Origin of the sequence: Zavarzinella formosa DSM 19928, assembly GCF_000255705.1 — a bacterium.
Lineage (GTDB): Bacteria > Planctomycetota > Planctomycetia > Gemmatales > Gemmataceae > Zavarzinella > Zavarzinella formosa.
Genome location: NZ_JH636441.1, coordinates 164,299 through 185,876, shown reverse-complemented (window position 1 = coordinate 185,876; position 21,578 = coordinate 164,299). Strand labels below are relative to the sequence as shown.

Annotated in this window: 17 protein-coding genes; 15 read left to right on the top strand and 2 right to left on the bottom strand. The window is 59.1% G+C overall.

Annotated features, from left to right (window positions below):
* Position 1 precedes the first annotated feature (1 nt).
* The 15 genes from BGIM_RS50945 (at position 2) to BGIM_RS0117165 (ending at position 18,078) form a co-directional block, all read left to right on the top strand.
* The gene (locus BGIM_RS50945) at positions 2–1,333 is read left to right on the top strand and encodes an MFS transporter (RefSeq protein WP_020470985.1); all 1,332 of its coding nucleotides are present in this window, start codon (positions 2–4) and stop codon (positions 1,331–1,333) included.
* Positions 1,326–2,123, top strand: a complete 798-nt coding sequence (locus BGIM_RS0117250; protein ID WP_020470984.1) for an SDR family NAD(P)-dependent oxidoreductase — start codon at positions 1,326–1,328, stop codon at positions 2,121–2,123. The genes BGIM_RS50945 and BGIM_RS0117250 overlap by 8 nt, the downstream gene beginning before the upstream one ends.
* A 142-nt stretch (positions 2,124–2,265) precedes the next feature.
* On the top strand, positions 2,266–4,245 hold the full coding sequence (locus BGIM_RS0117245; RefSeq protein WP_020470983.1) for an alpha-ketoacid dehydrogenase subunit alpha/beta: 1,980 nt from the start codon (positions 2,266–2,268) through the stop codon (positions 4,243–4,245).
* A gap of 11 nt (positions 4,246–4,256) precedes the next feature.
* Entirely contained in the window at positions 4,257–5,546 is a 1,290-nt protein-coding gene (locus tag BGIM_RS0117240; RefSeq protein ID WP_020470982.1) for a dihydrolipoamide acetyltransferase family protein, read from the top strand.
* 412 nt (positions 5,547–5,958) lie between these two features.
* Complete coding sequence (locus tag BGIM_RS0117230; RefSeq protein ID WP_020470980.1) at positions 5,959–7,470, top strand: arylsulfatase; 1,512 nt, start codon at positions 5,959–5,961, stop codon at positions 7,468–7,470.
* A gap of 26 nt (positions 7,471–7,496) precedes the next feature.
* A complete protein-coding gene (locus BGIM_RS0117225; RefSeq protein ID WP_020470979.1) occupies positions 7,497–8,741 on the top strand; it encodes an MFS transporter in 1,245 nt (414 codons plus the stop codon).
* A gap of 405 nt (positions 8,742–9,146) precedes the next feature.
* A complete protein-coding gene (locus BGIM_RS0117215; RefSeq protein ID WP_020470977.1) occupies positions 9,147–10,313 on the top strand; it encodes a hypothetical protein in 1,167 nt (388 codons plus the stop codon).
* Positions 10,314–10,605: 292 nt separating this feature from the next.
* Complete coding sequence (locus BGIM_RS0117205) at positions 10,606–11,661, top strand: DUF1559 domain-containing protein (protein WP_020470975.1); 1,056 nt, start codon at positions 10,606–10,608, stop codon at positions 11,659–11,661.
* 38 nt (positions 11,662–11,699) lie between these two features.
* Positions 11,700–12,182 carry a hypothetical protein gene (locus BGIM_RS57695; protein ID WP_029630130.1) on the top strand — a complete coding sequence of 161 codons (483 nt, stop codon included), beginning with the start codon at positions 11,700–11,702 and terminating at the stop codon, positions 12,180–12,182.
* Between the two features lie 359 nt (positions 12,183–12,541).
* Positions 12,542–13,489 carry a DUF1559 domain-containing protein gene (locus BGIM_RS50935; RefSeq protein ID WP_020470972.1) on the top strand — a complete coding sequence of 316 codons (948 nt, stop codon included), beginning with the start codon at positions 12,542–12,544 and terminating at the stop codon, positions 13,487–13,489.
* Between the two features lie 135 nt (positions 13,490–13,624).
* Entirely contained in the window at positions 13,625–14,125 is a 501-nt protein-coding gene (locus BGIM_RS0117185) for a hypothetical protein (protein ID WP_020470971.1), read from the top strand.
* A 310-nt stretch (positions 14,126–14,435) separates the two neighbouring features.
* Positions 14,436–14,687: a hypothetical protein gene (locus BGIM_RS63040; protein ID WP_157369168.1), complete on the top strand. Its 252-nt coding sequence runs from the start codon at positions 14,436–14,438 to the stop codon at positions 14,685–14,687.
* 66 nt (positions 14,688–14,753) lie between these two features.
* Positions 14,754–15,686: a DUF1559 domain-containing protein gene (locus BGIM_RS0117175; protein ID WP_020470969.1), complete on the top strand. Its 933-nt coding sequence runs from the start codon at positions 14,754–14,756 to the stop codon at positions 15,684–15,686.
* A gap of 130 nt (positions 15,687–15,816) precedes the next feature.
* Positions 15,817–17,382, top strand: coding sequence for an Hsp70 family protein (locus BGIM_RS0117170; protein WP_040889597.1), 1,566 nt, complete (start codon positions 15,817–15,819; stop codon positions 17,380–17,382).
* 42 nt (positions 17,383–17,424) lie between these two features.
* On the top strand, positions 17,425–18,078 hold the full coding sequence (locus BGIM_RS0117165; protein WP_020470967.1) for a 3-keto-disaccharide hydrolase: 654 nt from the start codon (positions 17,425–17,427) through the stop codon (positions 18,076–18,078).
* 91 nt (positions 18,079–18,169) lie between these two features.
* Here BGIM_RS0117165 and BGIM_RS0117160 read toward each other — a convergent pair whose 3' ends face one another.
* Complete coding sequence (locus BGIM_RS0117160) at positions 18,170–19,246, bottom strand: potassium-transporting ATPase subunit C (protein WP_020470966.1); 1,077 nt, start codon at positions 19,244–19,246, stop codon at positions 18,170–18,172.
* 53 nt (positions 19,247–19,299) lie between these two features.
* Entirely contained in the window at positions 19,300–21,492 is a 2,193-nt protein-coding gene (kdpB, locus tag BGIM_RS0117155; RefSeq protein WP_020470965.1) for a potassium-transporting ATPase subunit KdpB, read from the bottom strand.
* Between the last annotated feature and the right edge of the window lie 86 nt (positions 21,493–21,578).

Below are 21,578 nucleotides of genomic sequence, written 5' to 3'. Positions count from 1 at the left end.
CATGACGGCCCCTCTCCCGGCCTCTCCTCCGAACTTCGTGAATGAAGACGACGACGAACTTCGCCGTCGGGTGATGCGTCGCGTGGCGTGGCGGCTGATTCCCTTTCTTGGCCTGCTGTATGTGTTCAACATCATCGACCGGGCCAACCTCGGATTTGTCAAAGATGCGCTGCAGGCCGATCTCGGAATGAGCCCCGATGTGTTCAGCCTTGGCTATGGCTTGTTCTACTTCGGTTATCTGCTCTTTGAGGTGCCCAGCAATCTCTTGCTGCGCAACGTCGGCGCCCGACGTTGGATCGCCCGGATCATGATCAGTTGGGGAATCGTCTCGGCCGGAACATTGCTGGTGACGGGAACCACCAGTTTCTATCTCGTGCGGATACTATTGGGCGTCGCGGAGGCCGGTTTCTTTCCGGGCATCATCCTCTATCTCACGTATTGGTTCCCGGCGCGTGAGCGGGCGAAAGTCGTCTCGTTGTTCATGATGGCCATTGCCGTCGCCAATATTTTCGGCAATCCGCTGTCCGGGGCCATCATGCACCTGATGGGCGGCGTTTCCGATTTGAAAGGCTGGCAGTGGTTGTTTTTGCTGGAAGGGCTTCCCTCTGTCTTGTTGGGATTTGCCGTGCTGTTCTGCCTGACGGATCGCCCGAGCGAAGCTCGCTGGCTGACGCCGGAAGAACGCGATTGGCTGGTAAATCGAATGCAAAAAGAAGAACAACGCCGTCGTGAGATTCACGGAGCCGACCGGCTGGCGGCGATGTTCAATGGACGTGTTTGGTTGTTGATCTGCCTTTATTTCACGGTGGCCGTTGGAACAAACGCCGGTTCCGCGCATTTTCCGAGTCTGCTTCAGAAGCAGTACCAAGATTTGAACAAGCTTGAGCTTGGCTTCTTGCTGGCTCTCCCGCATATTGCTGCGTTGATCGGAATGACTCTCCTGAGCATTCATTCTGATCGCACTGGCGAACGACGCGGCCATGTCGCTTTTGCCGCGTTGGTCGCGGCCGCCGGGTGGGCACTGGCGGCAACGGCCTCGTCGCCGTTGCTCACGCTGGTCGGGTTTTGTCTCGCCCAAATGGGCATGATGAGCATGTTGCCTGTGTTCTGGGCCATTCCCACGGCGTTCCTCAGCGGGGTGGCGGCCGCCGGGGGTGTGGCACTGATTAATTCGGTGGCCAACATCGGCGGCATCTTGGGGGCGTCGATTCTCAATCAATTTGGGTTATGGTCGATGGCCGGCATCCTGCTTTTGGGGGCCGGGCTGGCGATGTTCGTCCGGCCGGAAACACGGGCGATGAAACAACAAGCTGAGGAAGTTGATCGTGAGTGAACCTCTCTTTGACCTGTCAGGCCGGGTGGCTCTCGTCTCCGGGGCCGCGAGCGGGTTGGGCCGGAATATGTCGCTGGCATTGGCCGAGCATGGGGCCGATGTGGTGTTGGCTGACTTGAACGAAGCCGGTTTGCAAACAACGGCCGCAGCCATCCGTCAACTCGGTCGCCGGGCCTTGCCGGTGACGTGCAATGTTTCCCAACCCGAAGCGATTCGGGAAATGTTCGCCCGATTGGACAAGGAGTTCTCGCGGATTGATTTCCTCGGCAACGTCGCCGGAGAGGGCTTGCTTGGCGATCCCGAAACCATCACCATTGAAACAGTTCAACAAGTCTTTCAAAATCTGGTGATTGGCCGTTTTGCCATGTGTCAGGAAGCCGGGCGGCGAATGTTGAAAGCCGGGCGGGGCAGCATCGTCAACATCGGCTCGCTGGCCAGCATCACTGCCCTCGGCCGGGGACACATCGCCTATAGCATGGCGATGGGGGCCGTCGTTCAAATGACCCGCGAACTCAGCACCGAATGGGCCGGTCGCGGCGTGCGGGTAAACGCCATCCTCCCGGCCCAAGTGGTCAATCCCAGCCTGGAAAAGCGGATGGCCGCCGACGACAAACTCGAAGGCCAATGGCTCAAGGGGATTCCCCGAGGACGGCTGGGACAGCCGGAAGACATCAAAGGTCTGGCGGTGTTTCTCGCCTCCGATTCCTCATCGTGGATCACCGGAGCGTTGATCCCGATGGACGGCGGCAACCTCGCCATGAACTCCGGCGGCACCATCGGCAAAAACTAAAAGTTCCAAGTTTCAGGTTCCATGTTCCAAGTTCCAAGTTGAAATGCAAACTCGGAAAAGCTTTTGCCAACGTCTTGGCGTGCTTGGAACTTGGAACTCGAAACTTGGAACTTGGAACTAAAAAAACTCTCATCGGGTCATTATGTCCAATGAATTATTGATCTCCCTCTACCGGGAGATGCTCAACATCCGGTTATGCGAGGAGCAACTCGCCCGTTGCCATCAGGGGGGCCTCGTTCACGGGGCCTGTCACACCTATGTCGGGCAGGAGGCGATTGCCGTTGGCGTTTGCGCGCATCTTCGCACGGAAGACGTGGTCTTCAGCACACACCGCGGACACGGGCATGCGCTGGCCAAAGGGGTGCCGCCGCGACAGGTGTTTGCCGAGTTGTTCGGCCGGGCGACGGGCTGTTCCCAAGGCCGGGGCGGCAGCATGCACCTGTTCTCGCCGGAAGTCGGCATGATGGGGACAAGCGGCATCGTCGGCCCGTGCATCCTTCAGGCGGCGGGGGCGGGCTACAGTTTCAAATTGATGAAGACCGATCAAGTGGCCGTCGCTTTCTTCGGCGACGGGGCCTCCAACAACGGGGCCTTCCACGAAGGTCTCAACATGGCGAGCATATGGAAATTGCCGGTGCTGTTCGTCTGCGAGAACAATCAATTCGCCACCGAAGTGCCGTTCTCGTATTCATGTGCCAATCCCGATGTGGCCAGTCGCGGGGCTTCCTACGGAATGCCGGGCGTGCTGGTGAACGGCAACGATGTTCTCGCCGTCCGCGAAGCCGCCGGGGAGGCGGTTCGGCGGGCGAAAGCCGGAAACGGGCCAACGCTTTTGGAATGCCGGACGTATCGCACACGCCCCCATGCCGAAGGAATGGGCGACTTTACTTACCGCACCAAGGAAGATGTCGAGGCTTGGAAAACCCGCTGTCCGATCAAAGCATTCCGACAATACTTGCTGACGGAGAAGATCGTCTCGGAAGGTTTGCTAACGGACATCGAAGCAGAAATCAAAGCGGTTGCCGCCGATGCTCAACGATTTGCGGAAGCCAGCGCGTGGCCCGATCCCGCGACGGCCGCCACCCATGTGTTCGCGGAACCGACGCCTGTGAAGCCAAGCTCGGCCCCGGCGACCAGCGACGATCCGGCCCGGCAGATCACGTTCATGCAGGCCACGTTGGAAGCCCTGCGGGATGAGATGGAGATCAACCCGCGCATCTTTGTGATGGGCGAAGGCATCGGCGTTCGCGGCGGCAATTTCAAGACGACCGCCGGACTCTTTGAAAAACATGGCCCGGTGCGGTTGTGTGACACGCCGATTTGCGAACGCGGCTTCGTCGGCATGGCGGGGGGCGCGGCCATGACCGGCACCCGGCCGGTGATTGATTTCATGTTCGCCGATTTCGTTCTCGACGGGTTGGGCGAGATCATCAACCAAATCGCCAAGATGCAATACATGTCTAGCGGCCGGTTGAAAATGCCGGTGTTGCTGCGGGGCTGCATCGGCATCGGCCACTCGGCCGCGACGCACCATTCGGGGAGTTATCACACCCTCTTCGCTCACTGTCCGGGGCTTCGAGTGGTGGTGCCTTCCAATCCGCGTGATGCCAAGGGATTGTTGAAACACGCCTTGCGCTGCGACGACCCCGTGGTCTTCCTCGAACACCGGGAAATTTTGAACGTGAAGGGATATGTCCCGGAAGACGAAGAAATCCCCTTCGGCAAAGCCGCCATCGTGCGGGAAGGCCGGGATGTCACGGTGGTGGCTGTTGCCCACATGGTTCAGCATTCGATCAAAGTGTGCGAAAAGCTGTCCAAAGAAGGCGTGTCCGTGGAGTTGGTTGATCCACGAACGATTGCCCCGCTGGATGTGGGGACGATTCTGGCCTCGGTTCACAAAACAGGTCGATTGTTGATTATTGACGGGGCTTTTGGCCCGTTTGGGTTGGGCGCGGAGATCGCCGCGTGCGTCGCGGATCACGGGTTTGACGACCTCGACGCCCCGATTCGCCGGTTGCACGGGAAGCACACGCCGACGCCATATAGCCCGCCATTGGAGGCCGCCGTGGTGCCGGGGATGTCGGACATTGAAAAGGCCATCCGTGATTTGCTGGCCGAATAAGGGGAAGAATCATGGCGGTCGAAATCAAACTCCCGCGTCTCGATTGGAACATGGAACAAGGCACGTTCATCGGCTGGCTGAAAAAGCCCGGCGATCAGGTGAACGTCGGCGAACCATTGTTCACCCTTGAAGGTGATAAAGCGGTCCAGGAAATTGAAGCCACCGAGGCCGGGATTCTGCGGTTGCCGCCAAACCCGCCTAAGGAGGGGGACCGGATTCCTGTGGGCACCATCCTCGGCTATCTGCTTGCAATTGGCGAGCAACTGCCTTCGGAAGCTCCGGTCCCTGCTCCGCAAGCCGCCTCACAACTGCCGGCCGCCGCTAGTCCCTCGGTGCGACGACTGGCCCGCGAAATGGGTGTCGATCTCGAACAGGTTCGCGGAACCGGCACCACCGGCCGTATCACGGTCGAAGACATCCGGGCGCATCAACAGCCAGTCGTCGCCCGCCAAGCTGACCGCGCAACCCAATCGGTGGTGATGACGCCGCGTGCCCGGAGAACCGCGAAAAGTTTGGGCGTGGATGGCAGCAGCATCAAGGGAACCGGACGCAACGGCCGCATCCGCGAACGGGATATTCTGGCGATCAAACCCGCCGCCGTTACGGTGCCCCTTGCAAAGACAACAGATGATTCCAAGATTCGCCAAGTGATTGCCGAACGGATGCGGCACAGTTTGCAAACGACGGCTCCGGTCACGCTGCACACCACCGTCGATGCGACCAATCTGGTCAACGTGCGGAATCAGTTCAAAGCCGCCGCCTCCTCGGGGGCACGGGTGCCGACGATCACCGACCTTTTCGTCAAACTGGTCAGCCGGGCGTTGCGGCAACATCCGCGCATCAACGCGCGGTGGGAAGACACCGGCGTCGTGACTTCGGAGGCCGTCAACATCGGCCTCGCCGTGGACACGGAAGCCGGTTTGCTGGTTCCGGTGATTCGTGATGTTCCCGGATTATCCCTGCGACAGTTGACCGTGCGTTCCAAAGAATTGATCGAAAAAGCCCGTTCGCGCACGCTGCCTGCCGAGGCCATGCGAGGCGGGACATTCACCATCACGAATCTGGGATCATTCGGGATTGATGCGTTCACGCCCATCATTAACTGGCCGGAATGCGCCATTTTGGGGCTTGGCCGCATCCTCAAACAACCGGCAGTCGTGGACGACCAGATCGTGCCGCGAGAGATGATGACGCTAAGTCTTACCTTCGATCACCGCATTGTGGACGGCGCTCCGGCCGCCCGCTTTCTTCAAGCGTTGTGTCAGGAAATTCTGAACCCGGTCCCTTGGTTGGTTGAGTAGAGAGAAGCAGAAAATAAAAGAATAACCACAAAGACGCGAAGGTCACACAACGTTGAATGCCAGAAGCTGGTGCGGGAACAGATCGGGGAATTGAAACGCCAGAAGGACGAGCCGCCGGACGCGGTGTTGTGGCAGGCGCTGGTTCATCACCTGTGGCAACTCATCCGGTTGCTGTAGGCCTGAAAGCCGGGCTGGACATGGAAGGAGACATTGCGCGCCGAGGCGGCCCAAGGCGGCGCCTGATCGACGAATGATCGGCCGACGGTTAAAAAGACCGCCTCGACGAAATCAAAGCCCCCTCACGATCTTGGAAAAAATTCACAAGCTCAACAGGGCGAAAACCGGCCAAAGGGGCGTGCAGAAAGATTTGCCAGCCCCTTCAACAATAACTTGAGAAGAAAGAGCAAACAAGATGCGCCGACCAACAATCGTCTCGATGATCGGTGTCTGCCTGCTCGCCGCGACCTCGGCATTCGCCCAAGCCCCGCCGGAGCGCACGCGGCCGAACATCGTCTTTATCATCGCCGACGGTCTTGGATACGGCGACCTTGGCTGTTACGGGCAAAAGAAGATTCGCACGCCGAACATCGACCGGATTTCGGCCGATGGAATGCGTTTCACGGCCCATTATGCCGGAAGCAATGTGTGCGCCCCCTCGCGGTGCGTGCTGATGACCGGCAAACATCCGGGGCATGGTTACATCCGCGAAAACCGGCAGGCCAAAGGTTTCACCGAAGGCCAGGAACCGGTCCCGGCCGATTCGTTGAAACTGCCGCTGTTGCTCAAGAAACAAGGTTACACGCTCGGCGGCTTCGGCAAATGGGGGCTGGGGCCATTCGGTAGCACGGGCGATCCGCTCAAACAGGGCTTCGACCGCTGGTACGGTTACAACTGCCAAGCCGTCGCCCACAACTACTACCCGACCCATCTTTGGGATGACGACAAGCAAGTCAAACTCGACAATCCAAAGTTCGCCGCCCACCAGAAACTACCCGCCGAGGCTGATCCAAACGACCCGAAAAGTTACGCGGCCTACAAGGGCAACGATTACGCCCCCGACCTCATCGGGGCCAAAGCGCTGGACTTCGTCCGGGCCAACAAGGATCGGCCGTTCTTCCTGTTTTACCCGACGACGGTGCCTCATCTGTCCCTGCAAGTCCCAGAGGATTCACTCAAAGAGTACGCCGGGAAATTCCCCGAGACGCCGTACACCGGCGACCGGAGTTATCTGCCGCACCGACAACCGCGAGCCGCGTATGCCGCGATGGTGACTCGCATGGACCGCGATGTTGGCAATCTGCTCACACTGGTCAAAGACCTTGGCTTGGATGAGCGGACGATTGTGGTCTTCACCAGCGACAACGGGCCGCTCTATGATCTGTTGGGTGGCACCGACTCCGACTTCTTCAACAGCAACGCCGGCCTGAGCGGCCGCAAAGGCTCTTTCGGGGAGGGCGGTTTCCGGGAACCGTGTCTGGTTCGCTGGAAGGGTCATATCACGCCCGGCGGCGCCAGCGACCGAGTCACCGGGTTTGAAGACTGGTTGCCCACACTGCTGGAATTAATCGGGAGCGGCGACCAGACGCCCGGCGGCATTGATGGCATCAGTTTCGCCCCGACTCTTTTCGGCAAAAAACAAGAGCCGCGACCGTTCCTCTACCGCGAGTCGCCGGGATATGGCGGCCAGCAGTGTGTTCGGGAGGTGGACTGGAAAGCGATCCGGCGAAATCTCAATCCCGGCCCGAAGGCGAAGGACCAGAAACCCGGCGAGATCGAGCTTTACGATCTCGCCACTGATCCCGGCGAGAAAGCCAATCTCGCTGACAAGAAGCCGGAAGTGGTGGCGAGGCTTCTCGCCCTCATGGAGAAACAACACGTAAAATCCGATCTGTTTCCGATGAGGGCATTGGACGGCAAAAAATAATCTCGAACCGGAAGCTGCCTCTCCCCATGCAACCCACCCCCCGCACGGCCTGGCTGGTCGTCGCGCTGCTCATGCCGGTCGCCCTGTTGAACTATCTTGACCGGCAAATGCTGGCCTCCATGCAGGCATCGGTAATGTCGGACATCCCGAGCATCGGCACGCAAGCCAATTGGGGATTGATGCTCGGCCAGTTCAAATGGGTGTATGCGTTTCTCAGCCCCGTCGGCGGATACGTCGCGGATCGCTTCAGTCGCCGGTTGACCATCGGCGGCAGTTTGTTCGTCTGGTCGGCGGTGACATGGGGGACTGGGCAAGTCACCACTTTTGATGAATTGCTCTGGGCCAGATCGCTCATGGGCATCAGCGAGGCGTTCTACATCCCGGCGGCGCTAGCCCTGATCGCCGACCACCACACCGGCCGCACCCGTTCGCGAGCGGTCGGGTTGCATCAGGTTGCCATCTATCTCGGCGTGATCACTGGCGGATTCGGCGGGTATGCGGCCGCCGATCCAAATTTGGGATGGCGGTTCGCGTTCACCATCTGCGGCGGCCTCGGGATGCTGTACGCCGTGCCGCTGTTGATTCTTCTCCGTAATCCGCCCAAGTCGGAGGAGCGATCACCCGCCCCGACTGCTTCGCCGCTTGGCGCATTGCGGGAATTGTTCGCCAATCGTTCGTTCATTCTGTTGGTTCTGTATTTCACCTTGCCCGCGATGGCCGGGTGGGTGGTGCGGGACTGGATGCCCTCGATCCTGCGAAAGCAGTTCGACATCGGGCAGGGACGGGCGGGAGTCGCCGCCACGCTTTACTGGCAGGTCGCGGCCATCATCGGAGCGGTCGGCGGCGGGTGGCTCGCGGATGGCTGGATGAGAAAAAATCCACGCGGAAGGATCTATGCGAGCGCCATCGGCATGAGTCTGATCGTCCCCGCGATCTTCGGCGTGGGCAATGCGGGTTCGCTGGTGGTCGCCGTGGCGTTCCTCATCTTGTTTGGCCTCGGCTGGGGCATTTTCGACGGCAACAACATGCCCATCCTGTCCCAGATTGTCCGGCCGGAGTTGCGTGCCACCGGTTATGGCCTCATGAACTTCGTCAGCATCAGTTGCGGCGGGCTGGCCGATTGGGGTTTTGGCCTCATGCGCGACCGGCAAATCTCGCTCAATGTCTCGTTCGGGGCCTTCGCCAGTCTGGCGGTTTTCTCAGTCGTGTTGGTCTTGCTCATCAAGCCGCGAAACGACCTCACAAGTGAGTCAGACATTTTAATCCGATGACGATCTTTTCAGCCTGCCGATTGTATTTGCCGATAACTCTTGACCTGTTGGTTTGTGATCCTAAACTCTCGGTTTGACGGTCGGATCGTCATCCGAATCTCTCCATCAACAAAAGGTGAGTCCATGCAGTCCGGTCAGGCGAATGAGATCGATTTTATCGAAGAGTTGAAGCTCCGCCGTTGGGCGAGGGAGAATTACGTTCCCCACACTCAACGGAACGAAACCTGGCATCCGATCATTCACGATGAGATGGGTCGGAAGGATCACGAACACCGACCGGAAAGCCGTCGGGCCACGCCTTGAGGCGGCCGACGGGCACGGACTTTTCCGCCAACATCACGACACCCATCGCCCCCCGGTGATGGGTGTTTTGCTTTCAACCGGGTGAGCACGGAGGCGACACGCATGGGATTTTTCACCGGCCGGGCCAGCTTTTTGCGATTTCGAGTGGACGGCCCCGCCCCGCGGTTTTTCAGCGAGGAACATCTGGCCATGCTCGCGGAAAACGCGGCCGGCCGGCAACGCATGGTCGCCAGTGACGGTGTCGAAGTCGGCTGGACGGGCGGCGAACATATCCTTGATGTCCAGTTTGAGATGGCCAAGAATATCATCAACGACATGCTGTTCTTCAGCATTCGCACCGATGTGATGAAGCTCCCCGGCGACCTTCTGCGGGCCTATTACGCCATCGACTTGGCCGCGCTGGCCAAGAACAACCCGAGCGGTCACGCCAGTGCTTTGAACAAGCGAGAAGCCAAGGAATCCGCCCGCGACCGGCTCGAACTGGAGGCGAAGGACGGCCGTTACACCAAGAAGAAAACTGTCGAAGTGGTGTGGGATCTCAAGACGAACGAATTATTGTTCGGAACCACCTCCGTCGCCATGATCGACCGCCTGTTGGTCCTTTTCAAGAACACCTTCGGCTTTAGCTTCGAGTCAATCACCGCCGGAAAACGGGCCTATTCGCTGGCCGAGGCCCACCAACGGACGCGAAACGTGGATGATGCCTCGCCGTCGCCGTTTGTGCCGGGGCTGTCGCCGAAAGATGTGGCGTGGATTCCCGACGAGGCCTCCCGCGATTTTCTGGGGAACGAATTCCTCATGTGGCTGTGGTTCCAATGTGAGGACGAATCGGCGACGATCAAGCTGCTCGACGATTCTGAAGTCACGGTGTTCATGGCCCGCACGCTGACCTTGGAATGCCCCCGAGGCGTCTCCGGCCACGAAACGATCAGTCACGAAGGCCCCACCCGGCTCCCGGAGGCGTTGCGGGCGATCCAGTCCGGCAAACTGCCCCGCAAGGCGGGCCTGACCATCGTCCGGCACGATGTGCAGTACGAGTTCGCCATCAGCGCCGAGTCGCTGGGCATCACCGGCGCCAAAATCCCGGCCCCGGAAGACGAGGACGCCCGCGCCCGGCTGGAAGCGCGAGCCGACCAAGTCCGGCATCTCATCGAAACCATCGATCTGCTTTACGATGCCTTCGGCGAAGTTCGCTTTTCCGCAGAATGGCAGAATCAACTGAGCCGGATGCAACGCTGGCTGAGCCGCGAGGAACGCCGGGCCGCGTGACCTGAAATTGACGACCAAACAACTGGCATCATGCCAGTCTTTCTTGCATGTCTTGCATGAGTTTTATCACCCGTCTGGCAAAACGGCCGACAACCCGTTCAACAAACGAAAACACCATAAACCCCTTGTTTCATGGTGTTTGCGTCTTCCCATTCCGACCCGTCTGACTTCCGCCGCCGATCCGGCACATTGATTGCTTACATAATCTTCATCCTGCCTGTAAATGAGACTCCTCTCCCTCTCACCGCTGCATCGGCAATTGTTCCTTCCCATTTTCCAGACGGGGAATATTGTGCCCAGTTTAAGTCGCTCCCGCCTCACGGCCATCCGACGGGTCCAATCTCGCACGGCCTTCACGCTGATTGAACTGTTGGTGGTGATCGCGATTATCGCCATCCTCATCGGTTTGTTATTGCCGGCGGTGCAAAAGATCCGGGAGGCCGCCAACCGGATGAAGTGTTCCAACAACCTCAAGCAAATCGCCCTCGCCTGCCACAATTACGAGTCGGCCTACGGCGCGCTTCCTCCCGCCGGCAAAGGTTATTCGTGGTGCGCCTCCTCGGCGGCCAACTTGGGCGACACCCAAATCCTGAATCAAAACGGGCTGGTTCTATTGCTGCCCTACTTGGAACAGGACCCGATGTACAAGAAATTCAACTTGAACGAATCGGTGGCCGACGCCCCCAGCGCCGCCTCCGGCCGAAACACCAACGGCACGCTGGTCGGGAATCCCGCGACCAATGGAAATGCGGCGAACGCCCCGGCAATTTTGAGTGTGTTCACCTGCCCCAGCGACAACAATGCCTCGATCGGAAGGCTGTCCGGCAGTTACTACGGTCCCGCCAGCGGCGTCTCGGCGGCGGCGACGAATTACGACTTCATCACCTCGCAACTCGATTTTTCGTACTGCAATTACTGGAAGACAGCCCCCTCCGCCACAAAACGCATGTTCGGCGAAAACAGCGCCACCACCATGGCGGCCGTCACCGACGGGTTGAGCAATACGCTGGCGATCGGCGAAACAACAAAGTGGCACCAGAACGGCGCGGCGTTCGCTTGGTCTTACCGCACTTGGGTGATGACGGGAATCGATCCGGCCGGCGCATCGAACCCCGGCATCAATCTCTGGCATTTGCCAAGCGTGGACCCCACCTGGCAAAATCCTCCTTACACCCCGGTTGTCGGCCACATTCGAACTTGGTGGTCCGCCGCCGGAAGCCTTCACACAAACGGCTGCAATTTTGCGATGGGCGACGGATCGGTGCGATTCATTTCCCAAACCATTGACACCACCACCCTGAGCCGGTTGAGCACCATGAGCGGGGGAGAAGTCGTCACTCTTCCCTGATCGTTCGATTTGCCGCCGAAATCTCAATGGAGCCAGCCATGAAAATTTTCCAACTGTTGTTGGGATTGTGTTTGTTCGCAATCGCCGGTTGCGGAAGCAACGAGCCTTCACTGGTGCCCGTGGAAGGCAAACTCACGATGGGGGGAAAGCCGGTCCCCCACAAGAGTGTTCGCTTCACCCCCGAACCCGGAACCCCGGGATTGGGGGCGGGGGGCAACACCAATGCCGAGGGGGATTTCAAACTGCTGACCGTCCGGCCCGGAGCGACCACGGACCACTATGGCTTGTATCCGGGGAAGTATAAGGTGACGGTGACCGAGCCATTCATCCCGGTGAGCGTCGAATCCGCTCCCCCGTCAACTGGAGACGGCCCCGCGGCTGCCGTGGGTTTGCCAGGCTCTCGCCCCGTGAAAAAGTTGGAGGCGGTTCCGGCGCGATACTCCCAAGTGGAAACCACTCCGTTGACCATTGAAATTACTCAGGCCACCACGAAAATCGATCTGGATTTGATCAAAAACTAGCCATTCCGTCGGTCCAAGACATGGCTTTGCCCAAGTCATTTATCCGATCCAAACCGGCATTTCGGCGGAGGCAATCCGAATTGAAGTTTGTTTGAAATGATCGCCAATTTTGAATCACGCCGGTGTGTCAGCCGTCAACATTTCAACGGTGCCATTCTTTTAAGCATTTTTCTCTTGCATTTTTATCAAACCTGCGGGAAGATTGATTTCTCTCTCTCCCAGTTGGCGTGTGACTTTAAAACTTCCGGTTAACACCGGCACCGAATCTAACAAAAGTCACAATTTTCTGTGGGACTCAAAAACCAACATTTTTCAATGTTGGTTTATCCATTTGTTATTTCATTTTTCGGGAGGATCGGATGTCAACTCAACGTCGGGGCTTCACGCTCATTGAGCTATTGGTGGTGATTGCAATCATCGCCATCTTGATCGGCCTCCTTCTGCCGGCGGTTCAAAAGATCCGCGAGGCCGCCAACCGGATGAAATGCTCGAACAACCTCAAGCAACTCGCCTTGGCCCTCCATAACTACGAAAGCACCTTCCAAGCGTTCCCCCCCTCCGGGAAGGCGTATGGCTGGTGCACCAGCGCTTCCGGCGGGACGGGGGACGCGGTGATCCAAAACATGAGCGGTTGGGTGCTTGTGCTGGGAAATCTCGAACAAACCGCCCTCGACAGCAAACTCGACAAGACCGGTTGGTTCAGCAACATGACGACCGGTGGTTGCTGCGGCCTCACGGGCAATCAAAACGGCTCCTTGGCCGCCAACAGCAACGCCGCGTGGCTGGCCACCGAAATCCCCATGTTCATCTGCCCCTCCGACCCCGGCACCCGTGATATTTCTGTCGGGGTTTACTCCCCCGGCACCACGGCCGGCACCAGCGTCAACTACGACTTTGTGGTTCAACAAGTTTACACTTCCTGCAATTACTGGAAGGGCCAGACGAACAGTGGCCGTTACATGTTCGGCGAGGGCAGCAACTGCAAAACGAGCAATGTGATCGACGGCTTGAGCAACACCTTCATGATCGGCGAGACAACCGTCCAAGTCTCCAACGGCCATGCTCCCTCGTGGGGCTATCGCGGTTGGGTGATGACCGGGGTTAATCCGGGGGCGGGGATCAATGTGTTCACGGCGGGGCCGAAGGGCACGCTCACAAGTTGGGGTCAGGCGGGCAGCCTGCACACCGGGGGCTGCAACATGGCGATGGCCGATGGCTCCGTGCGTTTCGTGAAGGAAACGGTCGCGTCAAGCGTGCTCGGTCAGGTGTCCTTCATCGGCGATGGGTCGGTCACCACTCTGGATTGATCTGGCCGAAGGGTGACCGGCCGGGCATCATTTTTTGCCCGCCGATCATCGGCCGCCAATTTGTTTCTTTAAACGGCAGACCGGCTGGCGCCGGTCTGCCCTATCTCTTTCACCCACATGAGCGGAATCTTTTCGATGCGAACGATGTTGATGGCTGGCTTGTTGCTGTCCGGAATGATTTCTTTGAGCGGTTGCGGCGGCGGCGACAGCAAACACGCCGCCAGCGGCGAGATGGTTCCGGTGGCCGGGAATATCACCGTGAACGATCAACCCGCCCCCAACTCCTTGGTGACCTACACGCCGGTGGGAGGGGACGTGAAGGCTGATGCCGGAACCGGGATGAGCGATTCCACCGGCCGCTACGAAATCACCAGCGTTCGCGGAAAGAAGGGACTTGTCCCCGCCAAATACAAGGTGACGGTCAGCCGACGGCTCAACAAGGACGGCTCCCCGGCCGACCCGAACACTCCCCCGATCGAATCCCAAGCCATCGAGACCCTCCCGCCCAAATACACCGAGCTGGCGCAAACGGAACTTTCCATCACCATCGCCTCCGGCGACAAACGCTCCTTCGACTTCTCCCTAAAAACGGGTCCCGCCGCAAAGACTGCTCCAAAGACGCCCCCGAAGAAGTGAGCGTCCTGAAGAAACTTGGCCATCTGAAGATTCATGTCCTTTGCCTCCCCTTGGATGAAGACGATGAATCCGGTCGTCGGGATCGGTTTCGGGACAAGCGATTGTGTGCAGTGGCCATCCTCGTTGACCGGGGGTGGCCACGAGATTTTTGCATCAACTGATCGAGTTGTGTGTGATCGCAATTGCCAGTCAGGGAAACAACGAGTGTTCGATGATATGTGTAAGATGACAAAATTAGCATGGTTTCATTAAAAACTTCGCACCGCCTCCAACATCCGGAACCTTGGAATTGAGCGATGGGGCAACGCGAATGCTTGGATTGGCGGCTGCAATCGATGAAGAAAATGGCGTTTTCAAACTGGCTTTAATGTGCTTGCACGGTGTAAATCATGCCCTTTTTGGTGACTTCACCACTTGTAATACTGCCTGCTTTTCGAGCATTCTCCTCTTGCCTGTTTCCCATTTTTCGGGAAGATTAACTGTTCTATTACTGTTGGCGAGTGATTTTGTGGTTTCGGAAACGGCTCAACCACAAAAAAGAGGGCACAATTTTTCCATGTGACCCAACGTCGGCATCTCTGTCTGCGTATGATCTTCTACATTTTCTACATTTTTTCGGGAGGACCGAATGTCAACTCAACGCCGAGGCTTCACGCTGATTGAACTACTGGTGGTGATTGCAATCATCGCCATCTTGATCGGCCTGCTCTTGCCGGCCGTGCAGAAGATCCGCGAGGCCGCCAACCGGATGAAATGCTCGAACAACCTCAAGCAACTCTCCCTGTCCCTCCACAACTACGAAAGCACCAACCAAGCCTTCCCGCCTTCTGGAAAAGGATACGGTTGGTGTACCAGTGCCTCCGGCGGGACGGGGGACACGGTGATTCAAAACATGAGCGGTTGGGTGCTTGTGTTGGGATACCTTGAGCAAACGGCTTTGGACAGCAAACTCGACAAAAATGGCTGGTTCAGCAGTTACGGCACGCAAAATGCCAACGGCACCTTGGCGGCCACAAACAGTGCCTCGTGGATGGCCACGGAAATCCCCATGTTCGAATGCCCCTCCGACCCCGGCACCCGCGATATCAGCGGGGCGACTTATGGCCCCAGCGGGACGTCGCCTGGCATCTCCATCAACTATGATTTTGTCGTCAATCGGAACTATTACTCGAGTTGTAACTCATGGAAGGGCCTGTCGAATGCCTCACGTTACATGTTCGACCAGAACAGCAAATGCAAAACCAGCAATGTGATCGACGGCTTGAGCAATACCTTCATGGTCGGAGAGACGACCGTCCAAGTTACCAACGGCCACGCGCCGTCGTGGGGTTATCGCAGTTGGGTGATGACGGGGGTTGACCCCGGATTCGGACTGAATGTGTTCACGGCGGGTCCGAAGGGCACGTTGCAGCAATGGGGCACGGGTGGCAGCCTCCACACGGGAGGATGCAACATCGCAATGGCCGACGGGTCGGTTCGCTTCGTCAAGGAAACGGTCGCCTCCAGCGTGCTTACCCAAGTGTCCTTGATCGGTGACGGATCGGTCGCCACCTTGGATTAATTTGGTTCGACTTCTCCCTCAAGACGGGAACGGGAACCGTGGCGCCCCCGGAGAAGTGAGATTTTCCCGGCGTCCCGAAACTTTGCTAGACTGAAGATTCACGTCCGTCGCCACTCCTTGGATGAAGACGATGAATCCGGTCGTCGGGATCGATCTGGGAACAACCTATTGTGCGGTGGCCACCCTCGATGACCGGGGGCAGCCCGTCACCCTCCCCAACCGGGACGGGGACATGCTCACTCCCTCGGCCGTGCTGCTCCTCGACGACGGCACGGCCGTCGTCGGTCAGGCGGCCCTTGATGTCGCCCAAGAACAACCCCATCGGGTGGCGACGCTCGTCAAACGACGGATGGGGTTGGAGAGTTTCGGCAAGCCAGTCTCCGGCCGGGACTTTCGCCCAGAGACTCTTTCGGCCGTGATCCTGCGGAAACTGGTGCAGGATGCCGAGCTACGGCTCGGGCCAATTTCCAAAGCCGTCATCACTGTTCCCGCGTATTTCGACGACACCCGCCGCAAGGCCACGCACGACGCCGGCCGCATCGCCGGACTGGACGTGCTGGACATCCTCGACGAGCCAACGGCGGCCGCCCTCGCCTATTCCTTCCAACGCGGCAACGCTCTCCCCAGCCCGCAAGCCACGCTCACGGACAAGCCGCAGACCATCCTCGTTTACGATCTCGGTGGCGGCACATTCGACGTGACCGTGGTGAAACTGATGCCCAAGCGGTTTCAGGTGCTGGCCATCGAGGGGGATGTTCGCCTCGGCGGCAAAGACTGGGACGACCGCATCGTGAACCATGTGGCCGAGGCGTTTTTGTCCCAATACGGGGACGACCCGCGACAAGACATCCAAAGCCTGACGGTGCTGCATTCCCTCGCCGAGCGGGCCAAGCGGACCCTGAGCAAACTAGATCAGGCCAGCGTGACTTGCAATCACGCCGGGCGAAAACTGGCTGTCACGCTCACCCGGAGGGAGTTTGAGAACATCTCCCGCGACCTGCTGACCCGCACCCGCCTCACCACTCTGCAAGTGTTGCGGCAGGCGGGCGTCACTTGGGAACAGGTGGACCGTATCCTCCTCGTCGGCGGCTCCACGCACATGCCGATGACCGGGCAGATGCTGAAGGACATCAGCGGCAAACAGCCTGACAATTCGCTGGCCGTGAGCGAGGTGGTCGCCCGAGGGGCGGCGATCCACGCGGGAATTCTGCTCGCCCGGCAATTAGACGCCATGCCGACGAAATTGTCGAATGTTCCGGCGGCTCTCTCGGATGTGGTCGAGATCAACGTGAACGCCCACAGTCTCGGTGTGGAGGTCCGCAAAGAGGCAGAGCGGGTCAACGACATCCTGATCGCCAAAAATACGCAACTCCCGGCGGCCAGCAGTCGGGTGTATTACACCCTCCAAGAAAACCAGCAACGGGTCCGGGTGCGGGTGTTACAAGGCGAGGCGACACAGGCCGACGCTTGCATCCCCGTGGGCGAGTGCTGGATCGAGGGGCTTCCCCCGGATTTGCCCAAGGGGTCGCCGATTCAGGTTCGTTGCGGGGTGAGCGCCAACGGTCTCGTGGACGTGATGGCCCTGGATATGATCTCCGGCCGCATGGCCCGCACCGAGATCCACCGGAGCAGCGGATTATCGGATGACGAAATTGCGCAAGAAGCAGGGTGGGTAAACGGGCTTCGGATTCAGTAAAAAGACTTCCCTCTCCGAATCACCATCCTTGGGAGTTTGCGCATGATGAAGCGTCTGTCTCTGATCGCCTTGCTGGCCGTGTTGCCGTTGGTCTCGGCCGAAGAACCGGCCGCCCCGAAACCGCCGGAAGGTTTCACCGCATTGTTCAACGGCAAGGACACCACCGGTTGGAAAACAACCGGCAATGAAAAGGTGTGGGGCGCCGAGAAGGGCGTGATCTACGTCGAAAAAGGCGGCGGCGGTTATCTGATGACCGAAGCCGAGTACGGCGACTTTGAATTCACGGCCGACTACAAACTCTCCAAGGGCGCCAACAGCGGCATCGCCCTCCGGGCGCCGATGAAAGGCGACCCGGCTTACGTCGGCATGGAAATCCAGCTCATCGACGACGAAGGCTGGCCGGGCAAGCTGGCCGAATGGCAGCACACTGGCTCGATTTACAACGTCGTCTCCGCGAAGAAGCAAGCCAACAAGCCGATCGGCGAATGGAACACGATCAAGATCACCTGCAAAGGCCCGAAAGTGACCGTGATCCTCAACGGCGAAACCTTGGTGGACGCCAACCTTGACGAATTCAAGGACAAGGTGGACATCATGAAAAAGCACCCCGGCCTCGCCAACACCAAGGGGCACCTCGGCTTCCAGAGCTACAACACACGGGTGGAATTCAAGAATGTGTTTTTGAAGGGCCTGTAAAGCGATTCGATCAGTAAAAACAGAAGAGCCGCACCGCCAAAACGGTGTGGCTCTTCTGTTTCAAAAATCAGTCGGGTTCGGACTCGCCTTGTCACGGAGCGGGCGCAGGCAACGGGAACTTCTGATCGAGTTCGATGTTCAACTCCAACACATTCACCAACGGCTCTCCGATCAATCCCGAGAGCGGGGTGAATGATTTCGCGACCACCAAATCCGCGATTCCCTTCTTTACCTTCTCAAACTCCGCCGGTGATGCCGCCCGCTTTCGGGCCACCCGGTCAAGCTGGTAGACGGACAAAGCGTTGCGACGGGTGATGTCCGGGTCCAGGCCGGACCCGGAGGTGGTCACCATGTCCACCGGCACGGTTTCCAAGTCAGCGGCTTTGTCTTTGTTCGCCGGGTCGCTCAGCCAGAGATCGAAGAAATTGGCGTGGATCGCCGAATCGGACGACACCGGCTCGATTTTCTTCTCGGTCTTTCCATCCGGCAGTTTCACCTCCACGACACCGGGCCATTTCTTCGGGTGAACCTTGGCAAAGCTGGCAAAGAACTGGCTCACCATGTCCTCGGGCTTCGGGTCGTCGGTCTTGTCTGCGTTCGCATTTTTCCATTCTTGGATGATTTCCGGGTGATCCTTGGCCCACTGGAGAATGTACTCGCCCTGAAGGCCGTACTTGTCGTTGGCCAAGTCTGCCTTCGCCCAGTTCGCCGGGCCAACAGACATATCCGAAGCCCAGGAAGCCGCCCGGTCCGGGACGGCCGCGAACCATTCCTCAATGTCCTGTTGCGGGGTTCGCGGCTCGGAGGCATTTCCCGCTGAGCGACTTCCCTTCTTGTACATCAACATCGGCCCGAGTTGTTGGGCGACCCGGTCCCGCAGTTTCGGGTTGTTCGAGCCCAAATTGCTGCCGCCGGAGGCAGTCGCGTTGTACGAAGCCGCCGACGGCCGAGGCCAGAAGTATTCGTCGTTCGTGAACGGCTGGGCGATTAGCCGCGATCCACGGGCGCTCTCTTTCGTATCCTCGCCCTTCTCGTTCACCAGTCCGCCGGACGTGGCGGTCGGGAACAATCCTCGGCCGATCACGTACAGCGTCAGCGGGTATAGCACGCAACAGATTCCAACGGTAAACAGAAGCAGGAACAGGTTCCCGCGCAAATGATTCTTCATGTGTAATCTCCGATATCATCCGTCCGCATCACCGGGCGGGATTGTTGTTTTGTTCAGGCCACGCCGGGGATCACGGACAACACCACGTCAATCAGCTTGATCCCGACGAACGGCAGGATCACTCCGCCGAGACCCCAGATCAGCAGGTTCCGTCGCAATAGTGCGTCGGCCCCGACCGGACGATACCGCACTCCCTTGAGGGCAATGGGGATCAGACACGGGATGATGATCGCATTGAAGATCACCGCCGACAAAATCGCCGAGGTCGGACTCGCCAGGTGCATAAAATCCAGGGCTTTTAACCACGGCAGGGTGCCCGCGAACAGGGCAGGCACGATGGCGAAGTATTTCGCCAAGTCGTTGGCGATTGAAAACGTCGTCAACGCCCCCCGCGTCATCAGCAACTGCTTGCCGATCTCCACGACTTCGATCAGTTTGGTCGGGTCACTGTCGAGATCGACCATGTTCCCGGCTTCCTTCGCCGCTTGTGTGCCGCTGTTCATGCACACGCCAAGATCGGCCTGGGCCAGAGCCGGGGCGTCGTTCGTCCCGTCGCCCATCATCGCCACCAACCGGCCGCCTTGTTGCTCCTTGCGGATGTAAGCGAGCTTCGCCTCCGGCGTGGCCTCGGCGATGTAGTCATCCACACCGGCCTGCGAGGCAATGCTCTTGGCGGTGAGGGGGTTGTCCCCGGTCACCATGACCGTCCGAATGCCCATCTTGCGGAGCCGTTCAAACCGTTCCCGAATGCCCGGCTTGAGGATGTCTTCCAGCACCACCAACCCGACGATCCGATTGTCCTCGGCAATCAACAGCGGGGTTGCCCCCTGGCTGGCGTAAGCGCTCACCTGTTCCTGAAGCGTCACAGGAGCCGAGCCGCCCATTGCCTGCACATGCTTGAGTACGGCATCAGACGCTCCCTTGCGGATGCGGCGGCCATCCGGCAGATCGACGCCGCTCATCCGCGTCTGGGCGGTGAACGGAACGAACCGGGCGCCTTGGGGCGGGTTGGCCGAGGCCGGGCTGCCACCGGGCAACCGACGGTACAAATCCACGATACTCTTGCCTTCGGGCGTCTCGTCGGCCGCGCTCGACAAAGCGGCCAGATGTCCGACATCGGAAGCGATCAAATCGCCCAGCGGCAGAAACTTTGTCGCCTTCCGGTTCCCCATCGTGATGGTCCCGGTTTTGTCCAGCAACAGCGTGTCCACGTCCCCGGCCACTTCGACGGCCTTGCCGCTCTTGGCGATCAAGTTGGCCCGAAGCGCCCGGTCCATCCCGGCGATGCCGATGGCGGCCAGCAAAGCCCCGATGGTCGTCGGGATCAGGCAGACGAGCAATGCCACCAATGTCGGGATGTCCGTGCCCAAACTCTTCAGATCCTTGACTCCGAGGAAGTCGCCCATGTACGACTCGGCATTCGCCGCCATCGGCCAGAGGGCGGCGACAACGATCAGAAAGATCAGCGTGAACGCCGACAAAACCAGCGACAACGCAATTTCGTTCGGTGTCCGCTGACGCGACGCCCCTTCGACGAGGGCGATCATTCGGTCCAAAAACGACTTCCCGGCGGCGGCTGTCACGCGGACGACGATCCGGTCGGACAGAACACGGGTGCCACCGGTCACGCCGGAGCGGTCCCCGCCGGCCTCGCGGACGACCGGGGCCGATTCGCCGGTGATGGCTGATTCGTCCACGCTCGCCACCCCGGCGACGATTTCGCCGTCGTTGGGAATCAATTGCCCGGCGTCGATGACCACCAGATCGCCTTCTTTGAGGTCGGTGGACACCGTCCGCTCGAACGTGCTTGGCGAGGCATTCAGGGCGGCTTTGAAGTCGTCTGACATGCCGCGCAAGCGAAACGCCAAGGTTTCTTGCCGCGTCTTCCGCAGGGCGTCGGCTTGGGCCTTGCCTCTCGCCTCGGCCAATGCCTCGGCGAAGTTGGCGAACAAAACGGTGAGCAACAGCCAGACATCCAGCGCGACGAGGTAACCGATGGTGGCCCGTGTCGAACCGGGGTCAACCACTTTCACGACGGTGTAAACCATCGACAACGCGGTTCCGACTTCGACCACGAACATCACCGGATTTTTCCACATCTTGTCCGGCCGGAGCATCGCGAGCGACTGAAGGAACGCCGCTTTCATCAAATCCGGGGCAAACAGCCCCTTCCGGCGGCTAATCTGCCGGACCGACTTCGTTTCGTCGTCGGTGGTTCGCATGGGTTCGGTCATTGTGGCGGTCATGGTATTTTCAATCCGCAGGTGATTCGGGTAAGGTCAATTGACACCCTCCGTCCGGAGCGATTTTCATCTCCGGATGGAGGCACATT

What these genes read in the sequence shown, in the direction of transcription:
- BGIM_RS0117165 (WP_020470967.1), top strand. Translation starts at nt 17,425, where the DNA reads ATGATGAAGCGTCTGTCTCTGATCGCCTTGCTGGCCGTGTTGCCGTTG.
- BGIM_RS50935 (WP_020470972.1), top strand. Translation starts at nt 12,542, where the DNA reads ATGTCAACTCAACGTCGGGGCTTCACGCTCATTGAGCTATTGGTGGTG.
- BGIM_RS0117225 (WP_020470979.1), top strand. Translation starts at nt 7,497, where the DNA reads ATGCAACCCACCCCCCGCACGGCCTGGCTGGTCGTCGCGCTGCTCATG.
- BGIM_RS50945 (WP_020470985.1), top strand. Translation starts at nt 2, where the DNA reads ATGACGGCCCCTCTCCCGGCCTCTCCTCCGAACTTCGTGAATGAAGAC.
- BGIM_RS0117185 (WP_020470971.1), top strand. Translation starts at nt 13,625, where the DNA reads ATGCGAACGATGTTGATGGCTGGCTTGTTGCTGTCCGGAATGATTTCT.
- BGIM_RS0117245 (WP_020470983.1), top strand. Translation starts at nt 2,266, where the DNA reads ATGTCCAATGAATTATTGATCTCCCTCTACCGGGAGATGCTCAACATC.
- BGIM_RS0117170 (WP_040889597.1), top strand. Translation starts at nt 15,817, where the DNA reads ATGAATCCGGTCGTCGGGATCGATCTGGGAACAACCTATTGTGCGGTG.
- BGIM_RS0117230 (WP_020470980.1), top strand. Translation starts at nt 5,959, where the DNA reads ATGCGCCGACCAACAATCGTCTCGATGATCGGTGTCTGCCTGCTCGCC.
- kdpB (WP_020470965.1), bottom strand. Translation starts at nt 21,492, where the DNA reads ATGACCGCCACAATGACCGAACCCATGCGAACCACCGACGACGAAACG.
- BGIM_RS0117160 (WP_020470966.1), bottom strand. Translation starts at nt 19,246, where the DNA reads ATGAAGAATCATTTGCGCGGGAACCTGTTCCTGCTTCTGTTTACCGTT.
- BGIM_RS0117240 (WP_020470982.1), top strand. Translation starts at nt 4,257, where the DNA reads ATGGCGGTCGAAATCAAACTCCCGCGTCTCGATTGGAACATGGAACAA.
- BGIM_RS63040 (WP_157369168.1), top strand. Translation starts at nt 14,436, where the DNA reads ATGCTTGGATTGGCGGCTGCAATCGATGAAGAAAATGGCGTTTTCAAA.
- BGIM_RS57695 (WP_029630130.1), top strand. Translation starts at nt 11,700, where the DNA reads ATGAAAATTTTCCAACTGTTGTTGGGATTGTGTTTGTTCGCAATCGCC.
- BGIM_RS0117175 (WP_020470969.1), top strand. Translation starts at nt 14,754, where the DNA reads ATGTCAACTCAACGCCGAGGCTTCACGCTGATTGAACTACTGGTGGTG.
- BGIM_RS0117215 (WP_020470977.1), top strand. Translation starts at nt 9,147, where the DNA reads ATGGGATTTTTCACCGGCCGGGCCAGCTTTTTGCGATTTCGAGTGGAC.